We start from the raw sequence: 19,590 nt of genomic DNA, 5'->3' as shown, positions 1-19,590 counted from the left end.
AATTTATCTCTTTACATGCAAAATATTAGGCACCCAGTTTACCAGTTTGAGCCTGCTGGTCCTGTCTATTGCAAGCATACCGATCTGATAGAATCCCGGTTCAAGCACTTCTTTTTTTATCTTGAGCTTGTAGCCTGTAAGATCAACATTTACCTGATCCTGAAGCCTTACCCTGATATCAGGTCTGTACCAGGTATAAATAGGAAAACTGTATACTTTAGGCCCTATAGGACCTGCTCCGCTTTCATTCCGCTCAACCTTTCGCAGAAGAAGCTTTTTATCAAAAAGAGCATTGTCAGAACCTATGACAAAGCTATATCCCTTCAGATAATAGCCTTCGTCCTGTCCCTCAGCTGTAACTCCATACAGCCAGTTATCAAGACTTCCATTATACTCGCAGCCAACTCTCAGACATTGATCCTCTCTTGCTCCACGGATACCTTTGTCATGAATAGTTACATTCGAGTATGCTATATCCTCAACAGGGACATAATCTTCCCTTGGGATAATAGCTGAAATAGTCTCATCTTCAGTAAGGTGCGGACTGTAAAAAGGATCCTCATTATATAAATACGCATGCCTTCTCATAAGGGTATCACCCTCAACTGCCAGTCTCTCCATCTTCTTGGGGTCAAGATTATCAAGACCTCTTGAAAGAGACTCATGATGTCGCAGGTAAATATGATTACAGCAAACGTTGTAATATCCCTTTTCAAATAGTGAATAGCAAAAATCCACGTCATTGAAGGCAACCTTTAGTTCTTCAGGGAATCCTCCGATCGCATTGAACTTCTGCCTGCTGATAAGAAGGCACGCCGCAGTAACACCAATATTATTGTGGATACCTCTGTTGTAACCAAAGTAATGACTCTTATTGTCATGCATCTTCTGAAGCTTATGCACAGGGCCTCGCCTTACATTGGCAATTCCTGCGTGCTGAATAAGATCAGTATCCGGATAAATAAGCTTGGCTCCAACCGCTCCAACATGCTTGAGCTGTGCCTGGGAAACAAGCTCTCTTAGCCACCCATCCTTGACGCACTCAATATCATCATTCAGGAAAAGAAGATAATCTCCCCTTGTATTCTTGGCGCCCTTGTTACACATAGCTGAGAAATTGAACTCTTCCAGCTTGTATAGATAGTTTATTTTAGTAAGACCGTTCTTAGCCGGAATCTTGCCTATGAAAACACCGTATCTTACACGGTTCTTGGCCTCTGAACCATTATCCAGAACCACTATGTCATAAGTAATATTGTCTTTATCACTGGTAGTTTCAACAATAGACTCAAGGCATCTCTTCAGAACTTCAGGATGATCCTTGGATGGGATAACAATGCTGACCGTAGTTGGTTTTAACAGCATATGCCTTGAATTGTGGAAGTTTCTGCCATAAAAAACATCCTGCTCGGGATTTCTGTGGAATAGAACCTCTCTTATGTGTCCAATCGGGAATTCTACTCCGGTTCTCTTCGCAAAAGCATGTTCATGAATTGCCAGCATGCAGAAAAGAACATCCGCTGAGAGCAAGGATGCTTCCAGTCCCACCTGTTCCGGTGAGTTTTTCTTATTGGATGTGCCGCCAAGCATTCTGACTGCATTGTCATATTCACTTCCGGCACCATGCAGAGTCTGTGACCTGCAGGCAAAAAAGCTGCCAATATAAAAAGCATTTAAATATGAATCAGGTGACCAGTCCGGTTTAAAGAAAGGATGAATATACTTGCCTCCCTTTCCGGTCTCGTCCTCATCACCGTAAACCACATTATGTTCAGGATGAGCAATAAAATACTGTTTAACAACTTCTGTTGCTCTTTTTGTAAGCTTACCTTTTGGACTTACAAAAAGATATACAACATTGTCATCACTCTTATCATCAGATACTTCCCACACTTTGGCGTAAGGAATAACTTTGATTTTGGGTTCGGGAAGCTTATGGGGTACAATCTCACCGGTCTCTAAAGTCTCATAGCTAACAGGAGCCTCTGCTCTGATAACAGGCTCTTTTTCAATAGTCTTCTGCCACTTGTCGTAGGCTGAAGACTTAGCTTTCACTATCCTGTTGTATTTCTTTACTCTCTTTCCTACAAGAACTGACTTAGCTATGTCCTTTAGCATTTCCCCAATCGTCACTCCTCTTCGTCTCTGTAATATCGCTCCTCGCGCTTTTGCGCTATCTTTTTACCAATCTTCTTGATAATGCTTACCTTGGGCTGTGGTATATCTGCCTCTACATTGAGTGAGTCCACAACAGCCTCAGCAGCATTTCTTGGCAAAAGAGTCATTATCATTTTAACACACAGATGATTTCTCTCCTGAACGCTGAGTTTGTCAGAAGTAAGGCCAAACTCAATGTTAGGATCATCTGTATTAAATATCATCGAATCATCCGAAATCCAATTGCCGTTTACAGGATGAATTGAAACATCGGATACATTATCTGAAAATGCCTCGCCATTCCATGTAGCGCTTAAAAGGGTTACCATACATGGAGCAAAAGCAGGGTCAATTCTGATAGTCTTACACTTGGAATCAACTCTAATATCCAGACTTACAGTATTCTTCTCATCGTACTGCTCCTCAGGGAAAATAGAATCATCCTCTGAATAGCCTTCGCCCTCATCCAGATAAATCTGTATACAGTCATCAGGTCTTGCACCCTGAGTAGGATGTACCATCTCCTTGGGCACGATCACCTTGCGGCCTATCTCTTTCCAGATTTCAACCATAGACTTGCGACTTCCTGTCACATACTTCTGGAACGCGTATTCTTCATCCAAAAGAACCTTGATTTCATCCTCAGAAAGTCCAAGTTTATCAAATACAGGCTTAGGATCAAATTTCTCTCTTTTCCTGTCCTCTAACCTATAGCAATAAAGAGCTCTCCAAACCTGTTCTCTGGCTGGAATACACTTACCATAAGTCCACTCATAATCTATTATAGTCCAAATAGGGCCATTAACCATAATATTTGAGAAAATCAGATCATAATCCGATACCGGATAATCAGGCTTGTAGCTTATTCTCCTAATATATTCATTCAGAAGAGCATTAAAGCCATCCATATCATCTTTATCGAGACACTCGTCTAACAGCGCAGCAAGCGGAACTCCGTTGACAAAAGAAAAAATTGCGCATCCTGACTTCTCATCAAGCTGACAGTCGTTGATCTCCAGATCTCCGCCACGGTATTTCTCAACAAGACCTGCATATGCATCTCTCATTCCGAAAACATGCTCTTTGGCAGCCTCTGTAAGAGGGAATTTCTTGATGATCTTCCTTCCGGTCCTGCTGATTGCAATATCTGTTCTTATCTTGAATTCATCAACTCTGTCATTGCTGTACTTACTATAAATTGTATCAAAACCGGGACCAATAATAACCTCGAATGAATTGGCAAAATCAGGATACATTCCATCTTTTACCAGATCCTCATATGCATGTTTCTCATTAAAGAGAACCATTCTGTCCCTGTCATAGTTTCTGACATTATCCTGAAGCTCACCAAAACCCGGAAGATAATAATCTGAATGTAAAAGAGTCATCAGCTTATAATCAGGATATGGATAATAGAAATGGTACTCCTTCATTCCACATTTCTTGAAAATGTTAATGAGTCCATTTCTGGTAAAGGTCTTGGCTACGCTGTCTGAAGAATAGCCTTCGATTCCTGTAAAATAGCTTCCAAGATGATCCTCTGCACAACCGGCAAGATATTTAAGGCCCAGCCTGTTCTCAATAGCGATTACAATTCTTCCGCCTTTTTTGAGGTGACGGTTCATCATTCTAAGGAACTTCTCATACGGATTCTCTGTTCCTATATACCCCTGGGCATACTCAAAAACGCCGATCAGGAAAATATAATCAAAATCCTTGGGAAGGTCAGGCTCAACATCTCTAAAATTACCGATGTGGATAGTTACGTTGTCACAATCCTGATTTCTCGTTGCATTAATTTCAGAACGTCTCCTTGAAAGGTCACAGGCAACAACCTCGCCTGCCTTCTGAGCCAGCATTCCTGTGATGGCTCCACAGCCGGAGCCAACTTCCAGAACTTTGGCATCTTTTTCCATAGGGATCCACTCAACAATATTGGATCTCTGCTCAGACAAATGATAGAGAATTGGCCAATTGCCCCTCTCTTCAATTACCTTGGAATATTCTTCTTTTTTATATTTTTTGACAATTTCAAGAAGGTCATTCTCTATAGCTCCATCGCTATAAAGATCAACCCCTGAATAATGCTTGAAATTAAGCGTTACCTTGCCAATCTTTACTTCTTCCTGCATCTGCTCGTTCCTCTCAGGTGTTATACATAGACGTCTTATTTAGCATCTTCAACTTTGCATACAGAATTCATATCGTAATATCCAACTGTATTCTTGTCTGATACTACTGTAATGTTAAGTGCGTCATATAACCTGTGATATACAGTAAAGTCATTCTGTTCAAAGCCTGTAACACCAAAGCTTATAAGGTATTCTCCGCCCTGAAGTGACATATTCTGTGTAAAAGAGATATCCTTGACATCTCCGGCTTTGACCGGCTCCAAAAATGCCTTCTCAACCATTGAATTGGTTCCTGTTATCTCGATACCCAAAATATTCTTGAAGGTAAAGGCAAAAATAGGAGCTGCTACGTCCCTGTTAAACTTAACCCTCATGTGAACAGTAAAATCTGTTCCCTTGATTATTGAGCTGGCTCTAAGTCCGTTTGCATCTGTTACATAGAACTCATCAATAGTTGCAGCACCATCGCCGTACTCGAGAGTATCGGGATTCTCGCCCATAGCTTTCTTATCAGCATGAGAATTATTACTCTTAGCATTTTTGCCTGCAGCTGATTTATTATCTTCCTTTTTAATCTTGGAGTTTGCCTTCTCATCTGCGTCAGCAGCTGCGGCGCGTATCTCATCATCATCCAGAAGGTTTTGTACATCACTTGAAGGAAGTGGATACTGTCCAACCAGAACCTGCTTGTAAATATCTATCATCTTCTTGGGAGTTCCCTCGCCAAGTAAAACTCCCTGATTTAGCAGAATTGCTCTGTCACAGTACTTACTGATACTGGACAGATCATGAGAAACAAAAAGAATAGTCTTTCCCTGCTTCTTGAACTCTTCAAACTTGTGATAGCACTTAGCCTGGAAGAATACATCTCCTACGGAAAGAGCTTCATCAACGATCAGTATTTCAGGATCAATATTGATTGCAACAGCAAAGGCAAGTCTTACAAACATACCGCTTGAGTAAGTCTTACATGGCTGATAAACATAATCCCCGATGTCAGCAAACTCAAGGATTGCGTCAAGTCTTCTTGTTATTTCTTCCTCGGAAAAGCCAATCATCATACCATTCAGGTAGATATTGTCAATTCCGTTATACTCCATGTTAAAGCCTGCGCCCAGCTCCAAAAGAGCTGAAATATGGCCATCTACATTAACTTCTCCGGAAGATGGTGACAATACGCCTGTTATGATCTTGAGGATTGTTGATTTTCCTGAGCCGTTTGTACCGATAATACCTACAGTCTCACCTTTTTTTACAGAAAGGCTGACATTATTAAGTGCCAGGTGTTCCTTGAATCTCTTTTTACCTGCAAGTCCAAGGGAGTCTTTGAGCCTGTCCATGGGCTTGTCATATAATTTATACGATTTGGTGAGGTTCTTAACCTCAATCGCCACGTTTTTATCCATTTAAATCTCCACTTGCCAGAAACATAACTAAGATATACGAATTACTCCACAAGATTACAGCACATCTGCAAAATGTGGTTTGGAGCGCTTGAATATCAATGTTCCGATACTAAATGCAGCCACAACGAAGAGCCAGAAATAAGTAGAGGAATAGAAATGCTCAAAGAACCACGTATCCCCCATGATAGTATTTCTGTAGCCCTCAACTATATAGGCCATTGGATTAAGCTTGATTATCCATTTGTAATCATCCGGAACAATAGCTATATTCCACAAAATAGGAGTAAACCACTGGAACAACTGAAGACCAATGTTGATAATCTGAAGTAAATCTCTGAAAAATACAACGATTGCACATGTAGCATAGCTCAGAGACAATACCAAAAGAAATTCACATCCTATATAGTAAATAAACTGAATCCAATAAATATTTGGATAGTATCCGTAAACGCAGGCAATTACAAGCATCACACAGATAAAGAACACATGGATGAACATTGCTGCTATTATCTTAACGATAGGAAGGATACTAATCTTGAACAATACCTTTTTAACAAGGTAGTTATACTCAAGAAGTGAAGTCGTTCCATTTGTAAGTGCCTCCGTAAAGAAGAACCATGGAACAAGTCCGGCAGTCAGGAATAAAACATAAGGCATCTCAATGCCACCAGATACAGCCTGAGCTCTTGACTGAAAGATCACATCAAAAACAATATAATACATGACAACAGTGACCACTGGCTGTGCCAGTGCCCACACTATTCCCATGTATGATCCCGCATATCTTTTCTTAAAGTCATTGATAGAAAGTCTCTTAATGAGATTTCTGGAGTGAAATAACTCTACCGGTAAAACAGTTAATTTGTCGTACCAGGCATAGCCTAAGATACAACTAACTCCAATCAAGACGCAGCCACATATTTTTTTGAGGAACTCAGTATGCGGATCTGCCAGCGGGTTATTATGAAACACCAGTAAAAGTGCCAATGCAAGCGCTAATACATAGAAAATGCCCAAGCCTGCTCGCTTGGGAAGTTTTCTTAAACCCTTATTCAAAACTCCTTGATTCCTCCCCATTTTGTATCCTTATCTGAGAAGATAAGCTCAACACCATCCTGAAGAGGCCATTCTACACCTATATCCGGATCATTCCAGATAAGTCCGCCCTCATCATTAGGGTGATAGAAATCTGAGCACTTATAAGCAAACTCAGCATAGTCAGATAATACTAAAAATCCATGAGCAAATCCCTTAGGGATAAAGAACTGCTTCTTGTTTTCAGCTGAAAGAACTACACCAAACCACTTTCCAAATGTCTTACTATCTCTTCTGAGATCAACAGCTACGTCAAAAACCTCACCATTTATACAGCGAACAAGCTTATCCTGTGGGAACTCCTTCTGAAAATGAAGGCCTCTTAATACGCCTCTTTTGCTTGCAGACTGATTATCCTGAACAAATTCACAGGTAATTCCTGCCTCTACAAAATCATTCTTGTTGTATGTTTCAACAAAATATCCTCTTGAATCTCCAAAAACCTGAGGTGTAATAACTTTTAGTCCCTCTATTTCACATGTTTCAACTGTAATCTTACCCATTTTATTACTCCAATTATTATTTTATTATCGAGGATTTCCTACTGGAGTTCCTCCAATAGTCTCAGAACCCTTTATGGGCCCTTGCGGTATTCCATTGTCAGAAGGTGCTGCACCTGGATTTGTTGCAGGAGTATTACCTGACGATCCCAATGAAGCCGAATTATCAAGTCCGGCAACAGATGAAAGTGCATCAGGATTATCAAGCTGTCCAACTACAGCCATTCCTGATCCGTCCTCATAATCCTCGTCATTACTTGATGAATCTGTGCTGCTATCAACAGTCTTGGTATTCTGCTGTATTACTACTACAGCAGGAACTTTCTCAGCTTCATCAAAAAAATCTTCATCATAAAGAAAACTTTTTAGATCATTCCCGATCTGCTGACCATAGATTTCCTGAGAAGCAGATACTTCTTCAGCTGATATTTCCACTGAAGAACTACTACTCTTTTTCCCCAGCATCTTGTTTATCTTGTCTGCATTCGTGGCATAAATAATAACTACTACCAGGATAAAAGCGCTTATTATGGTCATCAGGGCCATTGTGAATACTTTTTTATCCATGTGTCATCCCCCACTTTAGGATCTGGTCCTTATAATCCGTTGGCAACCTCCACAAGGTATTTGCCATAGTCTGTCTTCATGAGAGGTTCAGCAAGCTTAAGAAGCTGCTCCTTGCTGATAAATCCACGCTTGTAGGCAATCTCTTCTATACAGGAAATGTAAAGTCCCTGTCTCTTCTGGAATGCACATACAAAGTCAGAAGCATCAAGAAGAGAATCATGGTTGCCTGTATCAAGCCAAGCAAAGCCTCTTCCCATTGTCTCAACAGAAAGTTCTCCTCTTCTGAGATACTCATTGTTGATGCTGGTGATCTCAATCTCACCTCTTGCTGAAGGCTGTACATTTGCAGCTATATCAACAACCTTATTGTCATAGAAGTAGAGACCCGGAACCGCATAATTACTCTTAGGATTCTCAGGCTTCTCCTCGATACTGATAGCCTTGCCGTTCTCATCAAACTCTACAACGCCATAAGCTCTGGGATCTCTTACATAATAACCAAATATAGTTGCTCCGCTCTCTCTTGAAGCTACTTCTCTGAGGAGCTTACTAAAGCTCTGACCATAGAAGATATTATCTCCAAGAACAAGTGCAACTGAATCTGAGCCGATAAATTTAGCTCCGATAATAAATGCATCAGCAAGCCCTCTTGGTTGATCCTGAACTGCATATTCAAAGCTCATACCAAGCTGCTCACCGCTTCCAAATAGCTCTTTAAATGCAGGAAGATCTCTAGGCGTAGAAATGATAAGAACTTCTCTGATTCCAGCAAGCATAAGGGTTGAAAGTGGATAATAGATCATAGGCTTGTCGTAAACCGGCATCATCTGCTTGGACATAGCTCTTGTGAGCGGATAAAGCCTTGTTCCGGAACCACCTGCTAATATAATTCCCTTCATGGTTAAATCTCCTTACTTATTTCCGTACATTTTAGAATAATACTTCTCGTAATCGCCGCTTGTTACATGCTCCATCCAGTCATGGTGCTCAAAGTACCATTTGATTGTCTTGCGGATACCTTCGTTGAACATTGTCTCAGGCTCCCAGCCAATCTCAGCCTTGATCTTATCAGGAGCGATAGCATATCTTCTGTCATGACCCTTTCTGTCAGTTACATATTTGATAAGGTCATATGACAGATGAGCCTTTCTTGGATCTGAATCATCAAGCTCTTCTCTGAGTACATCGATGATAGTCTTAACGATCTCGATGTTCTGCTTCTCATTGTGGCCACCTACATTGTAAGTCTCAAAGAGTCTTCCCTTTTCCTGAACCATATCGATAGCCTTGGCATGATCCTCAACAAAGAGCCAGTCACGAACGTTCTTGCCATCTCCATAAACAGGAAGATCCTTGCCTGCGAGAGCATTATTGATAATAAGAGGAATAAGCTTCTCAGGGAACTGGTAAGGTCCATAGTTATTAGAACAGTTAGTAATGTTGGCAGGGAACTTATATGTATCCATATATGCCTTTACAAGCATATCTGAGCTTGCCTTACTAGCTGAATATGGGCTGTGAGGTGAATATGGTGTTGTCTCATAGAAATATGCATTTGGATCATCATCAAGTGAACCATATACTTCATCTGTAGAAACATGAAGGAATTTCTTACCTTCCTTGAAGCTTCCATCAGGAAGCTCCCAAGCCTTCTTGGCAGCGTTGAGCATTGTAGCTGTGCCAAGTACATTAGTCTGTACAAAGACCTCTGGATTAACAATTGATCTGTCTACATGACTCTCTGCAGCAAAATGAACTACTCTGTCAATATCATTTTCTTCGAAGATCTTATTGATAGCATCTCTGTCGCAGATGTCTGCCTTAACAAATGTGTAGTTATCTCTGTCCTCTACATCACGAAGGTTCTCAAGATTTCCCGCATAAGTAAGCACATCAACGTTGATAATGCGGATCTCGTTATCATACTTCTTAAACATATAGTGAATATAATTAGAGCCGATAAAGCCTGCTCCACCTGTAACTAGGTATGTTCTCATATTTTTTTCCTCATTAATTCTAAAAAATTTCAAAATTTTACTGACATAGTATACCACAAGAATAAGTCAAGTAGAAGTGTAACGGTTTATCAATAGCAAATGTTCAAGTCAACGTTACCATTAATACCTGTTACTCTTCCCTTGGAAGTGTACTGCCACATGTCATATCTGCTTGCTGAATATGTTACAGCCTCAGCATACTGTGCAAGCCAGATCTTGTAATTTGTAATCTGTGAAGTATTGATATAGCTTGTAAACCATGTCTTATTAGCATAAACACCGGCTTTATAACCTGCATTCTGTATTGTTCCACAGAAAGCCTTGATATTAGCTGTTCTCTGCGCTGCACTGATTCCATCACCACGTCCGTGACTGGCCTCTACATCAAGGTAAACAGGATATGAAATGTTATAGCCCTTGATAAGATTGATTACCATGGAAGCTTCTTCTACGGCCTCAACCTCATTTACAGCCTGGGTAAAGAAATATACTCCAACTCTTATTCCGGCATTCTGTGCTCCCTGAATGTTTCTCTTAAATGTAGGATCCTCAATAAGCGCTCCGGCTGATGATCCTCTGTATCCACATCTTATGATTACAAAGTTTATACCGGAATTTTTAACTGCAGACCAGTCTATATTGCCATTCCACTTGCTGACATCAATTCCTCTTCCGCCGGCGTTGTTAGCAAGTACTCCGTCAGCACCAAAAGAATACTTGGCTCCCTGAATTACCTGTTCGCCGGTTACAAAGTTTCCGTTTTTATCAAAGAAATATGTCTTTCCATCAATAGTCTGCCAACCGGTGTACTTATATTCTGTAGCAGCTTTCTTCAGATAGAATTTACTTCCTTTATAGTAATCATCATATGTTGCCTCTCTGTAAGAGCCATCATCATTCTTGACGTATACTACATTTCCGTTCTTATCCTTAAGAGTCTTGGACTTGCTAACTACATTTACAGCTACTGTATTATCTGCATAACCTGTTGCAGAAACTGTAATTGTTGCATCACCTGCGCCCTTACCTGTAATTGTTGTATCAGAAACTGCTACCACATTTGTGTTGCTTGAAGCTAGTTTAATAGCAACATTTGGCTCTGATGAAGCAAGCTTTACTGACTGACCTTCAACCAGTGTAACCTTGCTGATCTTCATAGGAACCTTGTTGCCAACAACATTTACTTCAACTGTTTTTTCCGCATATCCATCTGCCGTAATTCTTATTACTGTAGGGCCAACGGATTTACCAGTAACTTTTCCATCTGCAGATACAGTCGCAATCTCCGGTTTCTCCGAAACATACTTAACGCTTGATGCTGCTGGTCCTTCGACTTTAAGGCTCACTTCTTCATTCACCTTAAGTGATACCTTGTCAGGCTTAACAGTCATTGTTTTAGCATCCGCTTTAGCAACTATAATACTTACTGTAAAGTCTTTATAACCATCAGCAGATATAGTGATCTTAGTGGTTCCTTCTGCAATACCCTTTACAGTACCATCAGCTGCAACAGATGCAATCTCTGGATTTTCAGGCTTATATGTGACTGAAGAAGGTTCAGTTACAGCTATCTTCTGAGATTCTCCAACCTTTACTGTCAAAGTGCTTGTTCCACATTTAATTTCCTTAGGATCTGCCTTGGATACAGTAACATTTACTAGGCCATCTTCATAACCATCTGCTCTAAGAGTGATCTTAGTGCTTCCTTCTTTAACACCTGTAACTGTTCCGTTTGAAACTGTTGCGATAGAAGTATCTGCTGAAGTGTACTCAATACTTGTTGAAGCAGTAGCACCAATTGACTCTGATGCTCCTACCTTAATATTTAAAGTCTCTCTATAACCTTCAAATTTCTTTTTCTCAATAACTTTTTCTTTTACCGTAACAGTAATTGTTGCTGAATTACAATTCTCAGCTGACGCTGTGATTGTTGCCTGCCCTGCTTTTTTACCTGTTATGGTTTTACCATCTACTGAAACTATGCTTTCATCACTTGTGGAAAGCGTTATATCTTTGTTAGTGCCGGAAACAGAAAGAGTTTTTGACTGATCAACATCAAGTGTAATATTGCCTTCATTGATCGTGATATTCTCTTTTTCCTCTTTATTCTCTCCGCTACTTCCACCAGCCCCAGCATTCGATTCACCTGTGCCTGGATTGTCAGGTAATGATGAATCCGCTGATGAGCCAAGTGACAAAAACATCCATGACCTAATACCTATCATAGAAGAACTTGCAGGATCCGGAATAGAATCTTTGTTTATTTCCTCATAAGTTGCCTTTCCATCAGAATTTTCTCCAATTGCAACCTTAGTACTCTCAACCCACTCGACAGTATCTTTTAGCTGAGATTCAACCTCAGTCTTAACTGCAGTATCTTCTTTTGCAGCGTTGACCTGTGATTCTTTCTTGACCTCGTTGCTGACATCAACTGCCTTCATCTCGACCTGATCCTTAACTGTAAGGCTCTGGGTCTTGATCTCAAGCTTATAGTTCTCATATCCGCTTGGAAGTGCCTTAGGTGTTATCTTATATACACCGGCGGTAATGTCCTTTTTATAAATGATTCCGTCCTGATCGTGATCATTGTAGGTCACCTTGGAACCATCAGGAGTTTCAACGTCAATTTCCAGAGGCAGATTTGCTACAAGTTTGCCTGTCTGAGAATTGATGAACTTAACCTTCATATCACTCTTGATACTAGTAAGTGTCATCTTGATTGTCACATTCTCAGCATCATCGGGAACTTCTTCCTCCTCTTCCTCAAGGAGTGCGTCCTCAGAAACAAGTTCTGCTGCTATAGCTCTTGCTTTCTCTGCATCAGCAACCGCAATAAGTCCGCTCTGGCCCACGATTGTTTCTTCGCCCATATTGGCACCGATTTCTGCAAAAGATTCAAGCTGCTGCCTGTTTCCCATAGCTTTAGCATAGAAAGATGCCGTTGCGATACCTCCAGCAAGAATTACGATAGCAAAAATAGCTGCAATTCTCTCTGTTGCAGATGTATTAGCAAGAAAATTCAATATCTTGGCTGGTATTGACTCTCCTCTGTCTCTCCTATCGCGATCTGCTCTCCTATTATGTCTGTCTCTTCTATCGCGTCCTCGTCTCTCGTCATATCTGGAATCCTCAGGATAGTACTCGCTGTCATCCTCGTCCTCTGGATATTCCTCGTAATTATCTTCCGGGTATTCTTCATCCTCGTAGCGATCATCTATATCTTCATCAGGATAATCTTCTTCATCCTCTGGATAATCATCTACTTCATCTTCAGGATAATCGTCGTCCTCATAGCGATCATCTATCTCATCTTCCGGATAGTCATCTTCTTCATAGCGATCATCTATCTCATCTTCCGGATAGTTATCTTCTTCATAGCGATCATCTGCTTCTTCCGGATAGTCATCCTCATACTGACCACGTCTCACATCATCTGCGTAGTCTCTCTCCGGATAATCCTCGTCCTCAGGATAATCATCCTCATAGCGATCGTCTACTTCATCCTCCGGATAATCGTCATCTTCATACTGACCACGTCTTACATCATCTGCGTAGTCTCTCTCAGGATATTCATCTTCCGGATAATCATCCTCGTAACGATCATCCTCTTCATCCTCTGGATAATCGTCATCTTCATAATCATCTTCTGGATAACCCTCATCTTCATAATCATCGATTTCTTCATCATCCAGGTCGATGACATCCTCTCTGTACTTGCTAAGATTTCTCTTATCTCTAGCTTTAAGCCCAAACAATCTTTTTTTCATACTTTTCCCCTAAAAATCGCGTGATTAACTATATATAGTGCAATTCTACCACTATGCACGCTATATCTACAACTTAATTATTTCTCGGTAGTTGTGATCCTCTGTTCCTACTGAACTGACATTAGGCAATTCCTAATGTCGTTTACGAGAACTTACAATTCAGTTGCCTGCCATAGTACAATGATGCAGCCATAAATGTGCAGTTCTCGGACGAGGAGATAATTCATTAGATAAGTATACATGAACCAGCTGATTGTTTTGAGCAACGTCGAAAGAAAGCTGGGTCATGTATAATTATCTTTTTGAATTACGACGCAGACGAAAACAAACATTTATGGCTGCACATTATATCTAGCGGCAACTGCTTATTCACAATTTATGGCATATAGAATACTGCAATACCAACAATAATAAACAAAACTCCAATAATCTTCTTAGTAGTAAATTTCTCTTTAAAGAAGATCCTTGACATGATCATAACCAGAATATAGTTGATGGGCTCCATGACAACTGTCCCCATATAGCCAAGGCCGCCATAGCACACAATAGTGATGATCATTGATACTACAAGAAGTCCATATCCGCTTATTACCAGTACATTCAAATACTCTCTGATAAAAGAGGGATACTCTTTGCCTGCGCTTTTTTTGAGAAGCATCTGAGAAGAAGCCGCCACAAGCTCAGCCAGTATCATGAGAAAGAAAAACATATTAATCATTATCTTTCCCCTCCTCTATCATCTCATTCACAGTGCTATTACCCGCGCCTGCATTCTCGATCACTGTGCTTTTATTACCTGCATCCTCGCTTTCTGCCTCAGAATTCATGATGATAACACCAATGATAACAAGGCCTACTCCAACGACCTTCCAGACAGTAATACCTGTCGAGAAAATAATGAAATTCCACAGCATAGACCACAAAAGAGTCAGCGCTTTATTGGCACACGCAATTGATAACTGAAACTTCTTGATCATCTGTTGCCATATGATGGCATACACAGCAAGGATCACAAACTCAAGGCCAAAAAACAAAATATATTTAAATGATAAAAATGGATGATCCGATGCAAGTTTTCCTGCAACAGTTGAAAGAGAATACACTATAACTGCACCCTGAAGCTGCAGGATATCCACGATTCCTATTTTCTTTTTCTTACTATTCATCTTAAGTCTCACAAAACAACTTTCTCATTTTTTCATTACGCCATTGGTTTAACGCAATGATCAATCTATTTAATCTGATTCTTCTCAGATTCCGTCTGGATATATCACATTTACAAAATGCTGGGCCACATGCTCGTTGCAGGCCGCATTGACATGAATATTATCAAGAAGCCACTCTGTACTGTTATCCTCATGGATTGTTCCATAGTAGTCATCGATAAAGGTAACGCCTCTCTCACCTGAAACATCTATCATAAACTGAAGATATGTGTGAGCTTGCCGTTTCCAAAGTCCACTCTGTCTCCGCTCACAATCTGTCCGTTTGAATCATACGCGTAGCACATGGTAAAAGACAAACATACAATCCTTATGTATGGATATTTTTCCTGAAGAGCCTTGATCCCTGAATTAAGTGCTCCTCTGTAAGTCACAGGATCGTACTCGTTATCAGGATTCATACCAACTCTCATATTCAGATAATCCTGCGCATTGTAGTAGATAACGATCGTATCTACCTTGTTCATATCCACATTTTTAAGTTCCCAGGATGTAGAAGTATATGCATAATCATCAAAAGAGGATGCACACTCTTCCATTCGGCTAAAATCCCCGGAAACCATGCTGTTAACCACGTTCACAAAGCTATATGCATCAAGCTTGTAATCATCCGAAAACTCCGTATTCTTGTTGGCAACTGTCGATCCCGGAAATCCGCAGTTAATAACCGTTGCACCCAGCTTACTTCCTATCTGATTAGCGACTCCGGTCTCACTTGCATCATAAGTCAGCGCATCGTTTCCAAGAAACAGTATTGTTTCCTCGTCATCATACTCATGCCCTGCTTTCTTATCATCTGTCAAAAGAAATACCTGATCCAGAACCTCTACTTCAAGGCTTCCTGTATCTGAGGTATCAAGTTCGGCAGTTCCCATATTCCAGCGTACAAGCTTAAATATAGAAAAAGCTATCACAAGTACAATGATTCCAATAAATACCAAATGCACCCAGCCGGGAATATCTTCAAAACTAAATTTCTTATTATCTCTACTCATTTTTCCTCACCACTCCTGTGAAAACAACTCATCAAAATCAAACTCATCTATTATACCACGCATTTTGGTAAGCTCTAAATCCATCTCCTCTGAAGATGTGATCTCATGCTCTCCGTTTGCGAAACACTCAACCATATACCTGTTGATCTCAGGCTTATAATGCGAATAATCCGCATAATTATTAAGATCCGTAACTTCTTCCATATTCTGAAAATAGAATAAATGGACATTATCATACTGCAAAAGTCTATCCGCAACATATCTATACTGCGCCATTGTGGCATTTAATGAATTATCCTGCATCACATTATGCCAGTACAAAATGCTATATGGCGGGAAAAAGAAATAAAACTCTGTCTCAGGATGCTCCTCTACAAAAGGCAAAATGTTCACATCAAGATTAACTCCCGACTGAGCTATCATCGCATCTGCAGGAACTTCTTCAAGGGCCTTATCCGGTTCTTCATAGGTATGCATTACCCACTGAATATTGTAATAATCAGGTGTCCACCAGCTAAAGTAAGCCTCCGACAGGTCAGTACCCTTTTTCTGCACGATTGGCCTGAATATATACTGCATGATAACATCCTTATTAAGGACATATTTCACATCATTAAATATATTATTATCGTAGAGATATTCAGGTCTTTCATACTTGACTGTCTCTTTATCCGCAGCCATTACAGGAATATCCATGGCAAAAAACACAGCGTCTACCGGACTGTTTTTTCTGGCAAGGCTTTCTTCATCAAACACAATGGACAGAATATTACTGTCATCCTTGGGATAAGCTCCGCTATAGCTAAGCTTTAATGTGTCCAGCCCCATCAGCTCTTTAAAATCATCCGTATCAAAATTGACAGTCATTGATGACCCGATAATACAGGAATTGTAGTTCATGTTTCTGGCCATTCCCGGATTCTGGCTCAGCTGATTATCAACCACATAAGGAAATCCCTCAAGTGGCCTGTGATAGTGAAAAAAAGGATCCACATACACAACAATTCCGCCCACCACGACTATAACTGCTATTAGCACAGCCCAAAAAGCAATAAACAATTTCCGATATCTATTTTTTTCTCTAGTCACGTTATTCTTATCTTCCATATTTCTATTTGATCCACTTACCTGCCTGTTTTTCTTTCCAGGCATTCTCGATTTAACGCCATAGCATCACCTGGTAGATTCTGGTTTTCATCAGAAATTCATATACAGGAATGTGCTGACTCCGCCAAGGCTTACAACGCTCCACACCAGTAAAAGAACTGTCAAAAGCGTAGTTCCAATTCCAAGCCTGCAATTCTTGCACCTTCTCACAGCATTTGGGAAAAAGAAAATCATAACAAATGAAGCTATCAGGAAAATCCAAACACAGATCTCCCAGGCGTTATTGAGCTTCATTACTGGAGTTACCTTGAGAATGTACCACAGTTCATCTATCTGAAAAGCTGCCGAAAAACTATTGGCAAAAGGTCTTACGCCGCCCTTAAATATCTGGCCAAATAAAATGAGCGCATCTTCTATAGTCTCTGCTCTAAAGAACACCCAGGCTGCTGTAACATAAGTGAAAGTGAGGATTGTCTTGACCACCCTTTCTATTCCATGTCTTATATTGCCCGCGCCTGCCTCTTTATGCACATTTTCTGTCAAAATAGCTTTATCTGATTCTTTCTGATCACCACCTGCTACAAGTGCCTCTTTCCTGTTTCTCTCATACCATCTTGTGATAACATACAAAACTCCGTGCATTGCACCCCATATGATAAAGTTCCAGCCTGTTCCGTGCCAGAAACCACTCAATAGGAAAATGATCATGAAGTTTACATAGGTTCTGGCCTCCCCTTTTCGGTTTCCGCCAAGAGGAATATACACATACCTGGTAAAAAACTTAGTGAGAGTAATATGCCATCTTTTCCAGAAATCAACGATATTGACAGCTTTGTATGGAGAGTCAAAGTTAATTGGAAGCTCAATTCCAATGAGATTACTTACAGCAGCCGCCATATCGCAATATCCGCTAAAATCAAAATACAACTGGAATGAGTAGAACACTGCTGTCAGCACAGCTTCAAGGCTTCCCATTCCAACAAGCCATGAAAAGTTAGCATCAACAGCCTTTCCTATGGTATCTGCCATGATCACTTTCTTGAACAGACCTATGGAAAAGAGATACATTGCCCTTAGAAAGGCCTCATAGTCAAAGCTTTTATCCAAAGCCTGTGTGAGTTTTGTTTCAAACTCACCATATCCCATGATTGGTCCCTGCAGAAGTTTAGGAAAAAAGAGTATATAGGTAAGATAGTCCAATATCTTAAATCTCTCGATATCCCCTCTCTCCAGGTCAACTATATAGGAAATCTGATTAAAGGTATAAAAACTGATAGCTATAGGAAGAAAAACTCCCCACAGTTTAAAGAACAACAAAAGAACTATGTTAAAGATTATTCCAAAGGAAAGCCAAAGCTTTTGAACAGCTATCTTTCTGCCAAATAAAGGTAGCTCTACGCTGTGCTCTCTCATAAAGCTCATTGGAATCGAAGTACATATATTAAAAGTAATACTTATCAGTATAATAGCCAGATTGTGCATCCCGAAAAGGGCATAAAAACACAAGGATCCCAGTATGATACACAGATCAACCAGCATCCGTACGTTTCCCTTTTTACGGCCGATGCTGCGAACCATATTATATATGATCAGAAACACCGGTAGAAATAAAAGAACAAATTCATAGGAATTAAAAACCATAAAAAGCTCCCCAAAAACTCTCCGCCCTTATCACAGCCAAAACTTCTCAGTTGGTGCCTGCATATCAGCATCTACAAGCTTATCAAAAGAGTCCCTGTCAGCAATAAGCTCCTGATAAATATGTGCCGCATAATTTACATCATGGATAGAAACACCAATATTATACGCAAGAATACGCTCCCTGTCGTTTTCGCGCCCTTTGGCTCTTCCATTAACTACATCACTCATTTCAGCAAAGTATCTGAACTTAGAGAAGTTCTTAAAATGGTCTACATGTCCTGTATCGTCGGCATAAACCTTATCAAAGAACAAGTCACAATTTGTAAAGCCTCTCGTATGAACAGGTACAACCAAAACTCCCTCATCAAACCACTCATCAAGCGCTATATCATCTTCAAAATAAGTAGCACAGGAGATCACAACATCTGAACCCTTGATGCAATCCTTAACTGAATCTGTTATTACAAACTCAAGGTTATGGAAATCCTTGAATCTCTCTATAAAAAGTTCTGCCTGATCCTTGTATTTTAAAAGCTTAACGGTAAGCTTTTTATCCTTGCAAACAGATGCCAGCACCAGAAGACTGCTGCGTGCCACATTACCAAGGCCAATCATTCCGATCGTCTTAAAATCTTTTTTGGCAAGCGTCATTACAGAATGAGCAGCAACAGCGCCTGTTCTCATAGCAGTGATCCAGTTCCCATCCATAAGTGCAAGGAAGTTGCCGGAATCAGCGTCAAATAGAAGTATCTCGCTGTCAAGGGAAGGTTTTCTCTCAGGATAGCGGGTAACCACCTTGATCCCGCCAATCTTGCCCTCAGCATTCTCTATTATTGATGGCATAACATTGCAAAAAATATTCCCTGGCATGTTAAGGTGTGTCTTTGGCGGAAGCATTGCCTTATCTTTGGCTTCAATCATCTCCAAAACCCACTCATAGCACCTTGCAGGTGAAATATTCATATTCTTAATAGCTTCAAAACCAATTATCTTCATTAACTCT

At 40.4% G+C, this 19,590-nt stretch carries 16 protein-coding genes; all 16 read right to left on the bottom strand.

Going from position 1 to position 19,590, the window contains the following annotated elements; genetic code table 11:
- Positions 1–3: 3 nt before the first annotated feature.
- Entirely contained in the window at positions 4–2,118 is a 2,115-nt protein-coding gene (locus tag BPR_RS02815) for a glycosyltransferase family 2 protein (RefSeq protein ID WP_013279955.1), read from the bottom strand.
- An 11-nt stretch (positions 2,119–2,129) separates the two neighbouring features.
- Positions 2,130–4,289 (bottom strand): SAM-dependent methyltransferase, encoded by a 2,160-nt coding sequence (locus BPR_RS20280; protein WP_013279954.1) that lies wholly within the window; start codon positions 4,287–4,289, stop codon positions 2,130–2,132.
- Positions 4,290–4,324: 35 nt separating this feature from the next.
- A complete protein-coding gene (locus BPR_RS02805) occupies positions 4,325–5,695 on the bottom strand; it encodes an ABC transporter ATP-binding protein (RefSeq protein WP_013279953.1) in 1,371 nt (456 codons plus the stop codon).
- Between the two features lie 54 nt (positions 5,696–5,749).
- Positions 5,750–6,751, bottom strand: a complete 1,002-nt coding sequence (locus BPR_RS02800) for an ABC transporter permease (protein WP_242662188.1) — start codon at positions 6,749–6,751, stop codon at positions 5,750–5,752.
- Positions 6,748–7,293, bottom strand: a complete 546-nt coding sequence (gene rfbC / locus BPR_RS02795) for a dTDP-4-dehydrorhamnose 3,5-epimerase (protein ID WP_013279951.1) — start codon at positions 7,291–7,293, stop codon at positions 6,748–6,750. Before rfbC ends, BPR_RS02800 begins: the two co-directional genes overlap by 4 nt.
- A 24-nt stretch (positions 7,294–7,317) precedes the next feature.
- Entirely contained in the window at positions 7,318–7,857 is a 540-nt protein-coding gene (locus BPR_RS02790; protein ID WP_013279950.1) for a hypothetical protein, read from the bottom strand.
- Between the two features lie 29 nt (positions 7,858–7,886).
- Positions 7,887–8,756: a glucose-1-phosphate thymidylyltransferase RfbA gene (rfbA, locus tag BPR_RS02785; RefSeq protein WP_013279949.1), complete on the bottom strand. Its 870-nt coding sequence runs from the start codon at positions 8,754–8,756 to the stop codon at positions 7,887–7,889.
- A 12-nt stretch (positions 8,757–8,768) separates the two neighbouring features.
- Positions 8,769–9,854 carry a dTDP-glucose 4,6-dehydratase gene (rfbB, locus tag BPR_RS02780; protein ID WP_013279948.1) on the bottom strand — a complete coding sequence of 362 codons (1,086 nt, stop codon included), beginning with the start codon at positions 9,852–9,854 and terminating at the stop codon, positions 8,769–8,771.
- 89 nt (positions 9,855–9,943) lie between these two features.
- The gene (locus BPR_RS19550; RefSeq protein ID WP_013279947.1) at positions 9,944–13,621 is read right to left on the bottom strand and encodes a GH25 family lysozyme; all 3,678 of its coding nucleotides are present in this window, start codon (positions 13,619–13,621) and stop codon (positions 9,944–9,946) included.
- Between the two features lie 376 nt (positions 13,622–13,997).
- A complete protein-coding gene (locus BPR_RS02770; RefSeq protein WP_013279946.1) occupies positions 13,998–14,339 on the bottom strand; it encodes a DMT family transporter in 342 nt (113 codons plus the stop codon).
- Positions 14,332–14,787: a DMT family transporter gene (locus BPR_RS02765; RefSeq protein ID WP_013279945.1), complete on the bottom strand. Its 456-nt coding sequence runs from the start codon at positions 14,785–14,787 to the stop codon at positions 14,332–14,334. Before BPR_RS02765 ends, BPR_RS02770 begins: the two co-directional genes overlap by 8 nt.
- Before the next feature lie 84 nt (positions 14,788–14,871).
- Positions 14,872–15,042: a hypothetical protein gene (locus BPR_RS20695; protein ID WP_013279944.1), complete on the bottom strand. Its 171-nt coding sequence runs from the start codon at positions 15,040–15,042 to the stop codon at positions 14,872–14,874.
- Positions 15,039–15,839: a hypothetical protein gene (locus BPR_RS02760; protein ID WP_013279943.1), complete on the bottom strand. Its 801-nt coding sequence runs from the start codon at positions 15,837–15,839 to the stop codon at positions 15,039–15,041. Before BPR_RS02760 ends, BPR_RS20695 begins: the two co-directional genes overlap by 4 nt.
- Before the next feature lie 6 nt (positions 15,840–15,845).
- Positions 15,846–16,991: a hypothetical protein gene (locus BPR_RS02755; protein WP_013279942.1), complete on the bottom strand. Its 1,146-nt coding sequence runs from the start codon at positions 16,989–16,991 to the stop codon at positions 15,846–15,848.
- A 45-nt stretch (positions 16,992–17,036) separates the two neighbouring features.
- On the bottom strand, positions 17,037–18,368 hold the full coding sequence (locus tag BPR_RS02750; protein WP_207636489.1) for an MBOAT family O-acyltransferase: 1,332 nt from the start codon (positions 18,366–18,368) through the stop codon (positions 17,037–17,039).
- Positions 18,369–18,617: 249 nt separating this feature from the next.
- Positions 18,618–19,583 (bottom strand): ornithine cyclodeaminase, encoded by a 966-nt coding sequence (locus BPR_RS02745; RefSeq protein ID WP_013279940.1) that lies wholly within the window; start codon positions 19,581–19,583, stop codon positions 18,618–18,620.
- Between the last annotated feature and the right edge of the window lie 7 nt (positions 19,584–19,590).

This window comes from Butyrivibrio proteoclasticus B316 (assembly GCF_000145035.1).
Lineage (GTDB): Bacteria > Bacillota > Clostridia > Lachnospirales > Lachnospiraceae > Butyrivibrio > Butyrivibrio proteoclasticus.
This window is presented reverse-complemented; position numbering and strand designations above follow the sequence as displayed.

Bases quoted from the DNA above. Each gene is read 5' to 3' on its own strand.
- BPR_RS02765 (WP_013279945.1), bottom strand. From the start codon at position 14,787: ATGAATAGTAAGAAAAAGAAAATAGGAATCGTGGATATCCTGCAGCTT.
- rfbB (WP_013279948.1), bottom strand. From the start codon at position 9,854: ATGAGAACATACCTAGTTACAGGTGGAGCAGGCTTTATCGGCTCTAAT.
- BPR_RS02760 (WP_013279943.1), bottom strand. From the start codon at position 15,839: ATGAGTAGAGATAATAAGAAATTTAGTTTTGAAGATATTCCCGGCTGG.
- BPR_RS02755 (WP_013279942.1), bottom strand. From the start codon at position 16,991: ATGCCTGGAAAGAAAAACAGGCAGGTAAGTGGATCAAATAGAAATATG.
- BPR_RS19550 (WP_013279947.1), bottom strand. From the start codon at position 13,621: ATGAAAAAAAGATTGTTTGGGCTTAAAGCTAGAGATAAGAGAAATCTT.
- BPR_RS02815 (WP_013279955.1), bottom strand. From the start codon at position 2,118: ATGCTAAAGGACATAGCTAAGTCAGTTCTTGTAGGAAAGAGAGTAAAG.
- BPR_RS02745 (WP_013279940.1), bottom strand. From the start codon at position 19,583: ATGAAGATAATTGGTTTTGAAGCTATTAAGAATATGAATATTTCACCT.
- rfbA (WP_013279949.1), bottom strand. From the start codon at position 8,756: ATGAAGGGAATTATATTAGCAGGTGGTTCCGGAACAAGGCTTTATCCG.
- rfbC (WP_013279951.1), bottom strand. From the start codon at position 7,293: ATGGGTAAGATTACAGTTGAAACATGTGAAATAGAGGGACTAAAAGTT.
- BPR_RS20695 (WP_013279944.1), bottom strand. From the start codon at position 15,042: ATGATAGATGTTTCAGGTGAGAGAGGCGTTACCTTTATCGATGACTAC.
- BPR_RS02750 (WP_207636489.1), bottom strand. From the start codon at position 18,368: ATGAGCTTTATGAGAGAGCACAGCGTAGAGCTACCTTTATTTGGCAGA.
- BPR_RS20280 (WP_013279954.1), bottom strand. From the start codon at position 4,289: ATGCAGGAAGAAGTAAAGATTGGCAAGGTAACGCTTAATTTCAAGCAT.
- BPR_RS02805 (WP_013279953.1), bottom strand. From the start codon at position 5,695: ATGGATAAAAACGTGGCGATTGAGGTTAAGAACCTCACCAAATCGTAT.
- BPR_RS02790 (WP_013279950.1), bottom strand. From the start codon at position 7,857: ATGGATAAAAAAGTATTCACAATGGCCCTGATGACCATAATAAGCGCT.
- BPR_RS02770 (WP_013279946.1), bottom strand. From the start codon at position 14,339: ATGATTAATATGTTTTTCTTTCTCATGATACTGGCTGAGCTTGTGGCG.